The 16,041-nt window shown below is 43.1% G+C and carries 15 protein-coding genes and 1 tRNA gene; 6 read left to right on the plus strand and 10 right to left on the minus strand.

What is annotated here, in order from left to right:
* Positions 1-49: 49 nt before the first annotated feature.
* Both ACWJAO_RS10725 and ACWJAO_RS10730 read right to left on the minus strand, forming a co-directional pair.
* Complete coding sequence (locus tag ACWJAO_RS10725; RefSeq protein WP_449140244.1) at positions 50-721, minus strand: trimeric intracellular cation channel family protein; 672 nt, start codon at positions 719-721, stop codon at positions 50-52.
* A gap of 59 nt (positions 722-780) precedes the next feature.
* On the minus strand, positions 781-2,055 hold the full coding sequence (locus ACWJAO_RS10730) for a replication-associated recombination protein A (protein WP_006848668.1): 1,275 nt from the start codon (positions 2,053-2,055) through the stop codon (positions 781-783).
* Positions 2,056-2,185: 130 nt separating this feature from the next.
* On the opposite strand from ACWJAO_RS10730, the gene ACWJAO_RS10735 reads away from it, so the two are divergent.
* The 3 genes from ACWJAO_RS10735 to ACWJAO_RS10745 all read left to right on the plus strand — a co-directional run bounded on the left by ACWJAO_RS10735 (position 2,186) and on the right by ACWJAO_RS10745 (position 3,740).
* Positions 2,186-2,998: a hypothetical protein gene (locus tag ACWJAO_RS10735; RefSeq protein WP_144151505.1), complete on the plus strand. Its 813-nt coding sequence runs from the start codon at positions 2,186-2,188 to the stop codon at positions 2,996-2,998.
* A 33-nt stretch (positions 2,999-3,031) separates the two neighbouring features.
* A complete protein-coding gene (locus ACWJAO_RS10740) occupies positions 3,032-3,253 on the plus strand; it encodes a hypothetical protein (protein WP_144151507.1) in 222 nt (73 codons plus the stop codon).
* 416 nt (positions 3,254-3,669) lie between these two features.
* A tRNA-Cys gene (locus tag ACWJAO_RS10745) sits at positions 3,670-3,740 on the plus strand.
* A gap of 372 nt (positions 3,741-4,112) precedes the next feature.
* Here the strand turns inward: ACWJAO_RS10745 and ACWJAO_RS10750 are convergent.
* The 7 genes from ACWJAO_RS10750 to ACWJAO_RS10780 form a co-directional block, all read right to left on the minus strand.
* Positions 4,113-5,105 (minus strand): rhamnogalacturonan acetylesterase, encoded by a 993-nt coding sequence (locus ACWJAO_RS10750; protein WP_215652165.1) that lies wholly within the window; start codon positions 5,103-5,105, stop codon positions 4,113-4,115.
* A 124-nt stretch (positions 5,106-5,229) separates the two neighbouring features.
* Positions 5,230-6,594: a histidine--tRNA ligase gene (gene hisS / locus ACWJAO_RS10755; RefSeq protein ID WP_449140238.1), complete on the minus strand. Its 1,365-nt coding sequence runs from the start codon at positions 6,592-6,594 to the stop codon at positions 5,230-5,232.
* 98 nt (positions 6,595-6,692) lie between these two features.
* Positions 6,693-7,967, minus strand: a complete 1,275-nt coding sequence (locus ACWJAO_RS10760) for an adenylosuccinate synthase (RefSeq protein ID WP_449140239.1) — start codon at positions 7,965-7,967, stop codon at positions 6,693-6,695.
* A gap of 23 nt (positions 7,968-7,990) precedes the next feature.
* Positions 7,991-8,455, minus strand: a complete 465-nt coding sequence (locus ACWJAO_RS10765; RefSeq protein WP_449140240.1) for a Fur family transcriptional regulator — start codon at positions 8,453-8,455, stop codon at positions 7,991-7,993.
* A gap of 76 nt (positions 8,456-8,531) precedes the next feature.
* Positions 8,532-9,161: a Maf-like protein gene (locus ACWJAO_RS10770; RefSeq protein WP_117585980.1), complete on the minus strand. Its 630-nt coding sequence runs from the start codon at positions 9,159-9,161 to the stop codon at positions 8,532-8,534.
* Between the two features lie 86 nt (positions 9,162-9,247).
* Positions 9,248-9,766: a KdsC family phosphatase gene (locus tag ACWJAO_RS10775; protein WP_449140241.1), complete on the minus strand. Its 519-nt coding sequence runs from the start codon at positions 9,764-9,766 to the stop codon at positions 9,248-9,250.
* Between the two features lie 59 nt (positions 9,767-9,825).
* Positions 9,826-10,596: a Rossmann-like and DUF2520 domain-containing protein gene (locus ACWJAO_RS10780; RefSeq protein ID WP_287829021.1), complete on the minus strand. Its 771-nt coding sequence runs from the start codon at positions 10,594-10,596 to the stop codon at positions 9,826-9,828.
* A 233-nt stretch (positions 10,597-10,829) separates the two neighbouring features.
* Here ACWJAO_RS10780 and ACWJAO_RS10785 point away from each other — a divergent pair, with 233 nt between their 5' ends.
* Positions 10,830-11,678 carry a GNAT family N-acetyltransferase gene (locus tag ACWJAO_RS10785; RefSeq protein ID WP_449140242.1) on the plus strand — a complete coding sequence of 283 codons (849 nt, stop codon included), beginning with the start codon at positions 10,830-10,832 and terminating at the stop codon, positions 11,676-11,678.
* Between the two features lie 113 nt (positions 11,679-11,791).
* Here the strand turns inward: ACWJAO_RS10785 and ACWJAO_RS10790 are convergent, their stop codons facing one another.
* Positions 11,792-12,409, minus strand: a complete 618-nt coding sequence (locus ACWJAO_RS10790; RefSeq protein ID WP_118153668.1) for a TetR/AcrR family transcriptional regulator — start codon at positions 12,407-12,409, stop codon at positions 11,792-11,794.
* A 161-nt stretch (positions 12,410-12,570) separates the two neighbouring features.
* On the opposite strand from ACWJAO_RS10790, the gene ACWJAO_RS10795 reads away from it, so the two are divergent.
* Both ACWJAO_RS10795 and rplU read left to right on the plus strand, forming a co-directional pair.
* Positions 12,571-14,859, plus strand: coding sequence for an NADP-dependent malic enzyme (locus ACWJAO_RS10795; RefSeq protein WP_144151522.1), 2,289 nt, complete (start codon positions 12,571-12,573; stop codon positions 14,857-14,859).
* Between the two features lie 1,001 nt (positions 14,860-15,860).
* Positions 15,861-16,041 (plus strand): 50S ribosomal protein L21 (gene rplU, locus ACWJAO_RS10800; RefSeq protein WP_449140243.1); only part of this gene is annotated, 181 nt, incomplete at its 3' end.

Below are 16,041 nucleotides of genomic sequence, written 5' to 3' on the forward strand. Positions count from 1 at the left end.
TATTATCTGTTTAATTATCAATTTTCATTTTATTTTTCATTCCCGCTGTTCATTCTCCATCCTGCTGTTCATTCTGCATCCCGCTGTATTCTTCATCCCGCAGCTTTGGGAGCGAGATATGGTATCTTACGGCGAGCAATCGGATGGCGCAAACCACACTGAAAGCAGCGACCACCGTAACATAGAGGCTCACACCCAAATAGCTCAACCCCCAATAAGTCAAGCCACCGGCGACACAAGCCATCGCATAAATCTCCTTTCGGAAGATGACCGGCTCTTCATTAAGAAGCACATCGCGGATAACACCGCCTGCAGCACCCGTGATACAGCCCATGATGATGGCTACCCAAAAAGAGAAACCACATTCGAGCGACTTCTGGATGCCCGCAATATTGAAAAGCGCCAAGCCCAAGGTATCAAACAGAAACCAGGTATTGTCAAGACGCTTGAGATAGCGGTGGCAAGCAATCACTACCAACTGTGCAAACAGCGTACAAATCAGATAGATAGGGCTCAACATCCAAAACGGACGCACACCAAGCATCACATCTCGTATGGTTCCACCACCTATGGCTACAGCCACACCACAAACAAAACCGCCCAGCCAATCATAGTGCTTACTTGCAGCCAGACGAATGCCCGAAAGGGCAAAAGCAAATGTACCGATGAATTCTATCACACTATGAAGCGTGAGCACGAATTCCGGATCGTCATGTATCATCATTTTCTCGTATCAGTTAGTTGTTCTAAATATCAATTTCTAATTATTCTTTCTAATCACTAATTTTTGAATCTTTCTCCCCAACAGGTAACCATCCAGTTGTAGAGGCGCTCCTCGGAAGGCGAATGCTGCGCATGCCAGAAGCGGGCGTCTTTCAGTTCATCAGGCAGATACTGCTGCTCCGTGAAATGTCCAGGATAATCGTGAGGATACTTATATCCGTCATGATAGCCCAAATCTTTCATCAGTTTGGTAGGAGCATTACGGATGTGCAGCGGAACAGGCAGATTACCCGTTTGACGTACAGTAGCCAGCGCATCATTAATGCCCAGATAAGCACTGTTGCTCTTCGGACTCGTGGCCAGATACACCACAGCCTCAGCAAGGGCTATACGCGCTTCGGGCCACCCTATCTTCATCACCGTATCGAAGGCAGCATTGGCAAGCAGGAGTGCATTCGGATTGGCAAGTCCCACATCCTCAGAGGCACTAATCACAACCCTACGGGCTATAAACTGCGGGTCTTCTCCTCCTTCTATCATCCTCGCCATCCAATAGAGCGCAGCATCGGGATCGCTTCCGCGAATACTCTTGATAAAGGCTGAGATAATATCATAATGCATCTCACCCTGTTTATCGTAAGCCAGCGGATTCTGTTGCAACTGCTCTTCTACCATCTTGTCGGTAATCACAATCTCTGAAGATCCGGCAGATTCTACCACCAGTTCCAAGATATTGAGCAGTTTGCGGGCATCTCCACCACTATATCGCAGCAGCGCGCCTGTCTCTTCCAACTTAATATTCTTTTCTCTGAGTTCTACATCCTGCGTAATGGCACGATGCAGAAGCCCTTCAAGATCAGCCTTTTCGAGCGGTTTGAGCACATAGAGCTGACACCTGGACAACAGCGGACGAATCACCTCGAACGAAGGATTCTCGGTAGTAGCACCTATCAGCGTAACAATACCCTTCTCTACCGCACCCAAAAGCGAATCCTGCTGACTCTTGGAGAAACGGTGAATCTCATCAATAAACAATATAGGAGAAGCCGAATTAAAGAATCTACCACTTTTTGCTCTTTCTATCACCTCGCGGACATCCTTTACGCCACTGGTCACCGCAGAGAGGGTGAAGAACGGCACCTTGATGGTTTGTGCCACGATTTGAGCAAGGGTAGTCTTGCCCACTCCAGGGGGGCCCCAGAGGATAAAAGAGGATATGCGCCCTGCGTCAATCATCTTGCGCAGCACGGCCCCCTCACCTACCAAATGCTGCTGTCCTACATAGTCAGCAAGCGTGTGAGGTCTCATTCTTTCAGCTAACGGTTCACTCATAGTACGTGCAAAGGTAATGAAAAAAATCGAATTCCAAATAAAAAAGTGACCAAAAACACAAAAAAACAGCAAGAAAATTTGGATATATAAAAAGAAGTACTTACTTTTGCACACACAAACACAATTGAAGATGAATAAAGATAAAATATTAACACTGAAGAATGTTACTAAAAGTAGCATTTGGGAATTGCAGGAGAACGATGTGTTCCGTCTTTGGGAAGCAGCAGAAAAGGATGCTGACCTCAAGGATTACCAGAACAAGTATATCGCAGTGATCCGCAGCGCATTCGAAATGGAACCAGTGACGGTAGACCGTCCTGAAGTGATTGACAAACTGATGGCACGCGGCTTTAAGATTGGCACTTTCCGTATCAACGACAAGAAAGAAAAGTATGCCATCAAAAAGCGTCCTATCATGCGTGTTACTGATCTTACTTACGAAAATGTAAGTCACATCACTGCCAATAAGCTCATCGAACTCTTGGAGCGCAACTTTGGTGGTGGCTGGGAGAGTCTGCCTCAGAGCATCCAGGACATCATCGAAAGTAATTTCGACATCAGCACAACTACTCTTCCTGCTGACCGTCTGAAAAAGCCGGGTGGTCTGTACGAGAAAAAGCTCGCTGATGACTACGAAGTGCTCGTGGTACCAAAAGGTACTTGGGTAGAAGCTATCTTTGCCAAGGAGAAGCCAAAGGTAGAAAAGGTTCGCATGAGATTCGATGATGAGAATGATTTGAAACGCAACGACGACCTGCTCGACCCAGACGAGGATGAAGACGAGGATGCACCAGAAATCGAGGATCACTACAACGATCCAGATGAGGATGACGATGCATTCGATGACGACAAGCTTACTGAGGAAAGCTACCGTACTACCTTCGAAGACCCGGAGAACCTCGGTCTTGATGATGCAGAAGACGTAGCCGACGATGATTATTAATTCAGTTTATACATTATTATAATATAAAGAGAAATGAACGCATTAATTGGATTTGTTGCATTGATCGCTGTGGGCCTCGTAGGCTGGGCGATTGCAGAATTTAAGTACAAAGTTTTCACTTTCACCCGTTCAGAAAAGGACATCGAGGAAGAGAAAGAGCTTGAAGAGCAGAAACGCGCAGAGGGTTTCAAGGAGATGAACATCCGCGACATCATGCGCAAAAACTCAACCAATGGTTATAACGCCGTAGGTTAGTATTATGTTAAATTACCTATGCTTATGATACAGTATATCATCATAGCAATCATATTGGCGGCATGTGTCACGTATGCCGCCATTTGTATTTACCACTCCATCAAACAAACACGAGAGTGTAAAAACTATCAATGTTCAGGTTGCCCGTTTGTTGAGAAATGCCAAAAGAATAAAAAGAAAGAGGCTACTCAGCGGAAAGGACAAGAGTAGCTCTCATAAAAGAGCTGCTAAAACTACTTTTACTGTCATGCTACGAGGAAACCAGACAAAAAATAAAGCATTTCAGAACCCGTTCATTATGAGCAAGATACAAAAAAAGTGATTGTTTTAATTAAAAAAGTTGCATAAAAATTTGGTAGAACCAATAAAAAGTAGTACCTTTGCACTCGCAAATCAGAAATGATTGTTCTACAAAAGGTGTCTTAACCGAGCGGTTAGGTAACGGTCTGCAAAACCGTGTAGAGCGGTTCGACTCCGCTAGACACCTCATAAAAAAGGAAGTTCTTCAATAAGGACTTCCTTTTTTCATATCTACTCTCTCCCATTTTCAGTCCTCATTTCTAGGTATTCATCAAAACCCCCATTTTTAGGTATTGCACAATTATAAAAATCTTCGTACCTTTGCAACCGTAAATGATAAACATCAGAACTGAGGTTATCCTACAAGTAGGAATTGCCCCTTGCCAAAAGCAATTCTGGTGAACGTTTGAAACTTTTAGATAATTGAGACAAAGATAGAAATTAAAATCTTGTTCGCTAATAGAAATAATTCATAATGTTTTTGTATAATATGAGAAGGAGTGCTTGTGAAAGTACTCCTTTTATGTATATCTACAAAGTTATTGAGAAAAGCCTGTTATTATTTGATTTTAGCACCAAATGACTTGACAAACTTAATCTTCTTGCCTTTTGCGATGATTGGCTTCTTCCATTCACCACCCAAAATACGGATAACAGCCTTCTTGCCTACAGGAACCGCATCTACAGCCTTCTGTAAATCCATGAAATTGCCTCGACCTTCTGCAGAGACTACATAATCATAATGGCAGACATGAGACTTCAGCGCTGGCACCTGCTCAGCTACAGCATCAGCAAGCGCACCGGCAACCACACGTGCACCATATACATTATAATGGGTATTATCTTTCTTACCCTTAGGAACCTGCGGATTCTCGCCAGGCATAAACCACATATGTAATTTGCGGCTGCCTTCAATACCCATGCCCGTTTCTATGTCGTGAGTAATCTTGGTAGCATCAACAAACGGAACATTCAGCTGCTTTGCTACATTGCGGGGAGCTATCACATAAGCTCCGTGGGTATCGATAAGCGTATCGCTATTAATCTGTTCCTTTCCATCATATACTTTATTGCGAAGCTTCTCGTCATCATCATTCTTCAATTCTGCAGAATAATAGCAGCGACGAACCACCGCATTGAACAGTACAGGAATGCCGCCCTTGGCACGGGTCTCATTTACATATCTGGCAAGGTTTGCATCAAAAGTAGATCCCGGATCAGTATGACGGTCAGGCATTGGCTTCTCATCGTTATGCCCAAACTGGATAAACACATAATCACCTGGCTTTATTCTATCCAAAACCTTTTTCCATCTTCCTTCATTGATAAAGCTCAAAGAAGAACGACCATTAACAGCATGATTGTCAACAATCACCTTGTCATCAAAAAAGCCTTGCAATACCATCCCCCATCCTCGCTCTGGATTATTTCTAAAACCACCTTTCTCGGCAGCAGTAGAATCACCTATTACAAAAATCGTTGTTGTCTTTGTGCTGGATGTCATCAGCAACGCCAGTATGAATACACATAAAATAGCTTTTATTTTTTTCATTTGTCTGTAGTTTTTAGAAGTTACTAAAATTATAGTTAGGCATACACGCTAACACATAAAAAGCTCTCGCCCTGCCGCACTGCATATTCACATATACGAGCACGAGAGGACGAGAAAGAGAGTATTATTTATTTACTTTGGCTATCAATTCCTCGGCAGTAACCAAGGTTTGTTCGCCAGTTTCCATATTCTTAAGCGTAACCTTTCCCTGAGCCATCTCATTCTCACCTGCAAGTACCACAAACGGAATATTCTTGGCATTGGCATAGCTCATCTGCTTCTTCATCTTCGCCTTATCAGGGAAGATTTCGGTACGGATACCGGCTGCACGAGCTGCACTTACTATAGGCAGGCAGTAAGCTGCCTCCTTTTCACCGAAGTTGATAAACAGTACCTGAGTAGCATTTACTGCCTCCTTCGGATAAAGGTCGAGCGCACCTAACACATCATAAATACGGTCAGCACCAAAACTGATACCAACACCGCTCAAATCTGGCAAACCGAAAATGCCGGTAAGGTTGTCGTAACGACCACCACCTGTAATACTTCCCATTGGAGTATCAAGCGCCTTCACCTCGAAGATTGCACCCGTATAATAGTTCAAGCCACGAGCCAGAGTGAGATCCAGTTCTATCTCGTTGTTCAAGCCAAGAGTCTTCAAGGTATCGAGGATAAACTTGGTTTCCTCTACACCCTTCAAACCAACTTCTGAACCTTCGAGAACCTTCGCTATCACTTCAAGTTTCTCATCATTAGTTCCTGACAATGAGATGATTGGCTGCAACTTCTCAATGGCATCTTCAGAAATGCCGTCATTGCGCAACTCTTCGTTTACATTGTCAAGTCCGATTTTATCAAGCTTATCGATGGCTACTGTGATATCTACAATCTTCTCAGCCTCGCCGATAACCTCTGCAATACCGGTAAGAATCTTGCGGTTATTAATCTTGATGCAAACACGAACACCAAACTTGGTAAACACGGTATCTACAATCTGCATCAACTCGACCTCGTTCAGGAGAGAATCAGAGCCAACCACATCAGCATCACACTGATAGAACTCACGGTAACGTCCCTTCTGAGGGCGGTCTGCACGCCATACTGGCTGAATCTGATAACGTTTGAAAGGCATCTGCAACTCCTCGCGGTGCTGCACTACGTAACGTGCGAAAGGAACGGTCAGGTCATAACGAAGACCCTTCTCACAAAGTTTCGCTGCTAATTTGAGTGATCCGAGAGAATGAATATCCTCATCGCTCACCTTATTCATATAGTCGCCTGAATTCAATATCTTAAAAAGCAGTTTATCACCCTCTTCACCATACTTGCCCATCAAAGTCTGAAGGGTTTCCATGGCTGGGGTCTCAATCTGCTGGAATCCATAAAGAGCATACACTTCCTTGATGGTGTTGAAGATGTAGTTGCGTTTCGCCATCTCAACAGGACCAAAATCTCTCGTGCCCTTTGGTATACTTGGTTTCTGAGCCATTTATTAATGTTTAATATGAATGTTAAATGTTTAATGTCTAGCGCAATGTAAACCCCTCAAAGTAAACATTAAACACTAAACATTAAACACTATATAATTTACTTGCGTACAATAGTCTGAGCACGGTCTGGACCGATAGATATGATACCGATCTTAGTCTCAAGGGACTCTTCTACGAAAGCAATATAATCCTTGAACTCCTGTGGGAACTGATCTTCAGATGTGAACTTAGTCATATCTGTCTTCCAGCCCTTGAACTCCTTGTAAACAGGTTCAACATCATTGATTTCGTATGGGAAATCTGTTGTAACAGAACCATCCTTCAACTTATATGCCACGCATGCCTTGATGGTATCAAAGCCATCGAGCACGTCGCTCTTCATCATGATAAGCTCTGTAACACCATTCACCATGACAGAATACTTGAGCTGTACAAGATCGCACCAGCCACAACGACGCTCACGACCGGTAACAGCACCATACTCATGACCGAGGTCACGGATCTTGGCACCCGTCTCATCGAAAAGCTCTGTAGGGAATGGACCTGCACCAACACGTGTACAGTAAGCCTTCATGATACCATAAACATTGCCAATGCGGTTAGGGCCGACACCCAAACCTATGCAGGCACCTGCACAGATAGTATTAGAAGAAGTAACGAATGGATAAGAACCGAAATCAACATCGAGCATAGTACCCTGAGCACCCTCGCAGAGGATATCCTTGCCAGAACGGAGCACCTTATTGATTTCTACCTCGCTATCAATAAGTTTAAACTGCTTCAAGTATTCGATGCCCTCCATCCAGGTCTTCTCAACCTCTGTGATATCGAAGTCGGTGTAACCGAGACTTGCGATGGTTTTGAGATGAGCAGCCTTGTGAGCAGCATACTTCTCCTCGAAATTGTCAAGGATATCACCTACGCGAAGACCGGTACGGCTAACCTTGTCAGTATAAGTAGGACCGATACCCTTACCAGTAGTACCTACCCTGTTCTTTCCCTTAGAAGCCTCGATAGCAGCATCGAGTACACGGTGAGTAGGCATGATGAGATGTGCCTTCTTAGAGATGTAAAGACGGCTCTTCAAATCATGACCGCTCTTCTCAAGATCCTTAGCCTCACCCATAAAGAGGTCTGGAGCCAAAACCACACCATTGCCGATGATGTTCACCTTACCACCCTGGAAAATACCAGAAGGGATAGAGCGAAGCACATACTTCTCGCCCTCAAACTCCAATGTATGTCCAGCATTAGGACCACCCTGGAAACGAGCAATGACATCATACTTAGGGGTCAACACGTCAACCACCTTACCTTTACCTTCATCGCCCCACTGCAAACCCAGCAGGACATCTACTTTACCTGTGTTCATTTTTTATCTTTTTATCTTGATACTTATTCTTTTTTGCGTTTGCGAGTCATCTTGCTTTGACAGCCGCTGCATACGCCATAGATGTAAAGAGCATAAGCATCTTTACGAAAGCGCTGCATCCTGATATCCTTCACTGCAGCCGTAACCTGCGGTGCTACAATTTCGGTTACCTTGCCACAAATCGTGCAAACCTGATGCACATGATTGTTCTCGCTATAACTGGCCTCATACTTGGTGCCGTCTGCCAGACTGTGCTTTACCACAAGCCTTAGTTCCAGGAACAGATGCAATGTGTTATAAAGCGTAGCCCTGCTAACGCGAAAATTCTTTTTCAGTAGCTCTCTGCCCAAATCTTCTATCGAGAAATGCTCTCCCATAGAATAAATGGTGTCGAGGATAGTGGAACGCTCCGGAGTGCGCCGGTGATGATTGCTCTCCATATAATTGTCCAAAACCTCATGAGCTTTTGCTAAAATTTCTTCACTCATAATCCTTGTTAGTTACATAAAACGCACAAAGATACTCATTATCTACGACATAGAACAATATTTAATTTTAAAAAATCTAAATTTGCCTCAATTCCTCATAGATACGCTGAACCGGAAGCCCCATCACATTAAAATAACTCCCCTTCAACCCCGTACAACCTATGTAGCCAATCCATTCCTGAATGCCATAGGCGCCAGCTTTGTCAAACGGCTGATAATGATTTATGTAATAACTGATTTCATCATCAGAAAGCGGTTTGAACGTCACTTCTGTTGTTACTGAAAAGGAACGCTGCTTATGCTGGGTAGTAAGACAAACACCTGTAACTACATGATGCGTCTTTCCGCTCAACATCTTCAGCATTCGTCTGGCATCTTCTGCATCACGAGGCTTCCCGAGAATGACTCCCTTTCCTTCCTGGTCATTCTGTTCGCCAGCTGTTGGCGCAATCACAACCGTATCTGCTGTAAGAATCAAAGTTTCTGACTCGTCCAACTCTTCAACACTATTATTTCCGTTCAAAAGCGGACGGTAAGCCTCAGCCTTTTTCTTGCAAATGAATTCTGCCACCTGATAAGCATCGAGGTCAGCAGGATAACTTTCATCAATACCACTAATCACCTTCACCTCAAAAGGAATATCCAAACCTGCCAGAAGTTCCTTGCGACGAGGCGAATTACTCGCCAAAATGATCTTATAATTCATCTATTTTAAACCTTATTACTTAGAACTTTATGATTAAAATTCAGTTGCAAACTTTCTACTATAAACTTTCAACTATTAACTAAATTCTACCAGCCAAACGCCTTAGCATCTGAAAGCCATAAGCCCTTGGCTCTCAGTACCTGTTCTACGACATCACGTCCCACACCATCACCTCCGTTACCAGCCGAGATATAAGTAGAAATTTCTTTAATATCGGAGCATGCATCTGCTGGGCAACATGGACATCCGCAACGACGCATAATCTCATAATCAGGAATATCATCACCTACATATATTATTTCCTCATCTGTAATTGAATATTTCTGCTTGAACTCCTCATAAGTCTTTATCTTTACAGAACACCCCATGAAGATATCCTCTACACCAAGATTTTCATAGCGTACCTGTATGGCATGAGAATTACCGCCTGTCAGAATTACGATACGAACACCTTTCTTCTGAGCCAGCTGAATTGCATAGCCATCTTTGATATTAACAGTACGCAAAGGTTCGCCGGCACTGGAAAGCGTGATGGTCTGTCTTGACAGAACTCCATCAACATCAAAGATGATTGCTTTTATTTTATTTAAATCGTAATTAATCATAATTGTTTCTGTTTTTAGTACTGAAAAATCCTAACTGCAAACTTAAACCGATAACAGTTTTATCTCTTGAACTTGAATATGCTTTTGCTCATCATTTCATAAATCTGCTGTAGTTCTGGCTGTTTTTCAAGAAGTTGCATTTGTTTCTCCATTACGTTCCGATCATCACGAATAGCCGGTCCTGTCTGCACTTCAGCTGCCGAATGCGAAGAAGCCTTGTCCATAGTTTCCATAACCAGAGGACGGAGAACACTGCCAGGAATGTGATGATTTTCGAGAATCTGCTGGCCTATAGCTACGCAATGATTCGCAAAATTACAAGCAAAAACAGCTGACAGGTGCAGATACTTACGATTATCAGAATCCAATTCATAGACACTATGAGAAATCTGTTCTGCCAACCTCTTCAGGAAAGATGTTTCGAAAGCACCACATCCCTCAATGAAAATAGGAATATTTTCGAATGCAACCTTTTTATCTTTCGTAAATGTCTGCATCGGATAAAATACGCCATAATGACGGGCATAATCTTTGAAAACATCCATCGGCATGGAACCAGCTGTATGAACAAACATCTTATCTTCTCTTCCTTTGCACAGTTCAGGAATAAGCATTTCAAGCGCATCATCCTTCACTGAAACTATGTACAAATCTGCATCACAGACCACCTTACTCATCTCATTGACAGGCTCACAATTCACCTTCTCAGCCAAAAGAGAGGCCGACTCCCTAGTTCTACTGAAAACTTGCACAATCTGATGTTCTGATTGCGATATTTCGAGCGCAAGATTGGTAGCAAGATTACCTGCTCCAATAAACACTATTTTCATACGTAATTTTGTTTAAAGTTCTACTTTTTATGCAAAAATACTAAAAAATAACGATAGAGGAGCCCTTTTTCTTGCTTTTTTATGATAAATTTATTATTTTTGCCTTCGTGAGAAAATATGAAGTAGAAATATATGGTAAACTGGAAGAAATGCCGCATTTATTGGAAGGCGACTTTTTTCATAGCTTGGAGCTTTTTCAGATTCTTGAAAAAACACCCGGCATAACCCCTTTTATGGCTGTCGCCACACAGGAGAACAAGGTGGTAGGACAAATGCTCGTCATCCTCTATCACCGCAAATCTTTATTCCCACCTTATTTATATACGCACGCTCACGCGTACGGAGAGGGACTTTATACACCCGATGCTGAACAGAATGCTATTTTCCCATTGTTACTCCGCAGCATAACTATCCACTTACACAAACGACTCTGCTTTTACATCGAGTTCTCCCGAATAAGCAAAAAGATGCTGGGTTACCGGGAATTCAGAAAATTGGGCTATGTACCTATTGCCTGGCAAGAGATACATAACTCCCTACACAGCAAACTTCCCCAAGAGCGACTCTCAGACAAACAAATTGCTATGATTGAAAGAATGAAGAAAAAGGGAATAAGTTGTAGAGAGGCAACTTCACCCGAAGACATCCATCGTTATCACCAGTTGCTCAAAAATTATTATCGGCTGAAAATTCGCCGTTTTGTTCCTGACGAAACATTCTTTCAGAAACTGAGTACAAGTAGTAATGCCAGAAACGTCATCATCACCTATAAGGACAAAGTGATTGGCGGCTATACCTGCATCTACAACCAAGGCAATGCCTTTCTTTGGTTTTCTGCATTCAAGAGAAAGACTTACATCCATCTGCATCCGGACACAATGACCATCTGGCAAGCACTCTCTGATGCACAGGAGCAGGATGCCCAACACCTCCACTTTATGGACGCAGGACTTCCGCTTAAGAGTAATCTCTACCGTGAATTCATTCTCGGTTTCGGAGGCAAACCTGTTACCAAGTTTCGCTGGTTCCGCTTCTATCCAAAAGTTATAAACCTGCTCCTCCACTGGCTATACAAGGATTAAGGAAAAGAGGTTCCGTGAGCCTATATAAAACATCTCCGAAACCTCTTTCTCTTTTTAAAGCGTAATTACACATACGCTCAAAAAGCACATTTTAACTATTAAAGCCAACGCCTCTACTCTTTCAAAGCACGGTCAAGCTGCTCCAAGCCGCGCTCTGTACAGAATCCACGAATCAGGCACAAAATATAATTGTCGTATATCTCCTGCATCGAATGAACACGATAGAGCTGATGGTGCATGATTTCCTCCATCATCACATGTCCTACGTCCATAACAACATTGAAGTCTACATCCTTACGGAAAAGCCCCTCCTTGACACCAGCCTCAAAGAAACGTACACTCTCCTCCCGTTCATGAGCATGATTTTCCTGGAAGAATTTCACTACACGAGGCATCTTATGAACCTCCTCATAAAAAAGAACGCCCACCATCCCATTGCGCTCCATCTGCAATTTATAGACATAGCTGATAATATCTATCACATTCTTCGCTTGGGTCTTGGCGAAGTTCTCTAACTTCGAACGATTTTCTTCTAGCTGACGCATCATACCAGCAAGCAACAATTCTTCTTTGTCACCGAAAATCTCGTACACAGTTCTCTTAGATACATGAAGTCCCTGTGAGATTTCATCCATCTTAACAGCTTTTACACCACGCTTATAGAATTCAGGCATCGCATAAGAGATGATTCTGTCTTTCAGTTCTTGCCTATATTGATTGATTTCTGTCATTTTACTTGTTTGAAGACTCTATTTTTGTGCAAAGATACAAAAAAAATCAAAAAACCATTCTTTTTTACTAAGTTTTTTTGTACCTTTGCATAAACTTTTAAATTTCGTGCGAAAAATCCATGAATATGAAAGAAAAATAAACTTTAAACCAATATATTGTTATGGTAAAAATTACAAAAGAGGCGGCTTTAAGTTATCACGAGACTGGCCGTCCTGGCAAGATTGAGGTTAAGCCAACAAAACCTTATCACACACAAACGGATCTGAGCCTTGCTTATTCTCCTGGCGTGGCATTCCCATGTCTTGAGATCCAGCAGAACCCAGACGATGCATACAAGTATACTGACAAGGGTAACCTGGTTGCTGTTATCAGTAATGGTACAGCAGTGCTCGGACTTGGCGATATCGGTGCCATGAGCGGAAAGCCAGTGATGGAAGGTAAGGGATTGCTTTTCAAGATTTACGGTGGTGTGGATGTCTTCGATATTGAAATCGATGAAAAAGACCCAGAAAAGTTCTGTGAAGCCGTAGAGAAAATAGCTCCTACATTCGGTGGAATCAACTTGGAGGACATCAAGGCACCTCAATGTTTCTACATCGAGGAGCGTCTGAAAAGAACTCTTGATATCCCTGTTATGCACGATGACCAGCATGGTACTGCTATCATCTCTGCAGCAGGTTTGAAGAACGCTCTTGAGGTAGCAGGAAAGAACATTGCCGATGTAAAGATTGTCGTAAATGGTGCTGGTGCAGCTGCTATCAGCTGTACAAAACTCTACGTTGCACTTGGTGCACAGGTAAAGAACATCGTTATGCTCGACTCTAAGGGTGTCATTACCAACGACCGCGAAAATCTGACAGAGCAGAAAAAGCTCTTTGCAACAGACCGCCGCGATGTCCATACACTCGAAGAGGCTGTGAAAGGCGCCGATGTATTCGTAGGACTCAGCAAGGGTAACGTGCTCTCCAAGGATATGATTCGCTCTATGGCAGACAACCCTATCGTTTTCGCTCTTGCCAATCCAGTACCTGAGATCAGCTACGAGGACGCTATGGACAGCCGCCCTGACGTATTGATGTCAACTGGCCGTTCAGATTATCCTAACCAGATTAACAATGTAATCGGTTTCCCATACATCTTCCGTGGTGCACTCGATGTTCACGCCCGTGCTATCAACGAAGAAATGAAGATGGCTGCTGTTCATGCAATTGCCGATTTGGCTAAGCAGCCGGTTCCTGATGTAGTAAACGATGTTTACCACGTTAACGACCTTACATTCGGTCCTAAATACTTCATTCCGAAACCTGTAGATCCACGTTTGATTACAGAAGTTTCTGCTGCCGTAGCTAAGGCTGCAATGGAAAGTGGCGTGGCTCGCACCCCTATCACAGACTGGGAGAAGTACAAGCAGGATTTGCGCCAGCTGCTTGGTCAGGAGACCAAACTGACCCGCAAGCTCCACGACACAGCGCGCCTTCACCCACAGCGTGTAGTATTCGCAGAAGGTGGCAACCCAACTATGCTGAAGGCTGCAGTCCAGGCAAAGCAAGAGGGTATCTGCCAGCCAATCCTGTTGGGTAACCCAGACCGCTTGAACCGTGTTGCTAGCCGTTTGAAACTTGACCTTTCAGATATTGAGATTGTAGATATGCGTGCCGATAACGAACAGGGCCGCCGTGCTAAGTTTGCCAAGCATCTGGCAGAGAAGCGTGCTCGCGAGGGCTACAGCTTCGAGGAAGCTTATGATAAAATGTACGAGCGCAACTACTTCGGTATGTCAATGGTAGAACAGGGTGATGCTGACGCATTCATCACTGGTCTTTACACAAAGTACAGCAATACTATTAAGGTGGCAAAAGATGTAATTGGAATCCGTGAGCCATATAAGACTTTCGGTACCATGCATATCCTTAACACCCAGAAGGGTATTTATTATATCGCAGATACGCTCATCAACCGTCACCCAGACGAAGATGTGCTGATCGATGTTGCTAAGCTGTCTGCAGGTACAGTGAAGTTCTTCAATGAAGAGCCGGTTATGGCCATGTTAAGCTACTCTAACTTCGGTACAGATAACATTGGCTCACCTGTTAAGGTAAAGAAAGCCGTTGCTGAGATGCAGAAGGAGTTCCCAGAACTCGCTATCGATGGTGAGATGCAGGTAAACTATGCACTCAACAGGGATCTGCGCGACGAGAAGTACCCATTCTCCCGCCTCAAGGGCAAAGACGTCAACACTTTGGTGTTCCCTAACTTGAGTAGCGCCAATGGTGCATACAAACTTCTCCAGGGTTTGAATCCTGAAGCTGAGATTATCGGCCCTATCCAGATGGGATTGAATAAGCCTATCCACTTCACTGACTCAGAAAGTAGTGTACAGGATATCGTAAACATCACAGCAGTAGCTGTCATTGATGCTTACGTAGAGAAAATCAAGAAGCAGAAGTAATCACTTTTTTCCTGATTCGAACAAACAGAATAAGATAATAGTATTTTCCATAAACAGGTTGGCGCTTCTGCGCCAACCTGTTTTTATTTTCTCTACTTCACTACTCGTCTCAAAAGTTCGTCTCTTTATACTTTTGAAGATATCCAAACAAAAAAACAACAAAAATGCAATCGATTACGCAGTCTTTCTTATTAAAATAAGTTAATTAACACTCTTGTGCGCCCACACAATAGAATCACTACAAAAATAATCAAATAAATATTTGGTGATTTGAAAAATATCGTGTATCTTTGCAACCAGTTATCCTGAAAACAATCTTTTTTACCTTAATGGAAACTAATACCTATTGAAGATTTGGAGCGGTAGCCTGTGAAGGTCATCGCTTTTTTCTTTTTATACACCTCCTCCCTCAAATAGCATATAGCATATATTGTTCCCAAGAAGAAAGTATACAATTAAAAGGTAATATCACTTGAGTCGGAAGACTTGCTGACTGCAGTGAGCAGACCTGTCGACTATAGTGAGCAGACCTGCTGACTAGGCTCAGCAGAGCTGCTGACACTAGTCATAACTTTAACGAAGGTATCTTCTTGAACCAGAGAAGTCGTATCCTTGAACCTAAGGAGACATCTCCTTGAACCAGAGAAGACATATCATTGAGCCAGAGGAGACATATCATTGAACCTAAGGAAGTACATCATTGAACCTAAGGAAGTATATTATTGAACCCAATAAAGAACATTATACTATTCACGAGTCCCTTATCTGGTAGCAAATAATCGGTATTCTTATAAAAAACAGGCTTTTCTGTTAAATCTTTCTAAAAAGCAATCTTTATTTCCCCAACATTTTGTTCATATCAAAGATAATTTGTATTTTTGCACCCCGAATGCTCATGGATTGGGCAAATGTTACAGAAAAGTTTAGTTCGAAGGGGCTCAAAGAAGATCCGGCACAATGCAGGACGCCTCCCGAAGAAACCCGTTTATATAATTAATTTAATGTACGCAATTGTAGAAATTAACGGTCAGCAGTTCAAGGCTGAGGAGGGCAAAAAGCTCTTCGTACATCACATCAAGGATGTTGAGGCAGGTCAGACTGTTGAGTTCGACAAGGTTTTGCTCGTTGACAAAGACGGCTCAATCACTGTCGGTGCACCAGCTGTAGAGGGTGCAAAAGTAG

The organism is Segatella sp., from assembly GCF_977051555.1.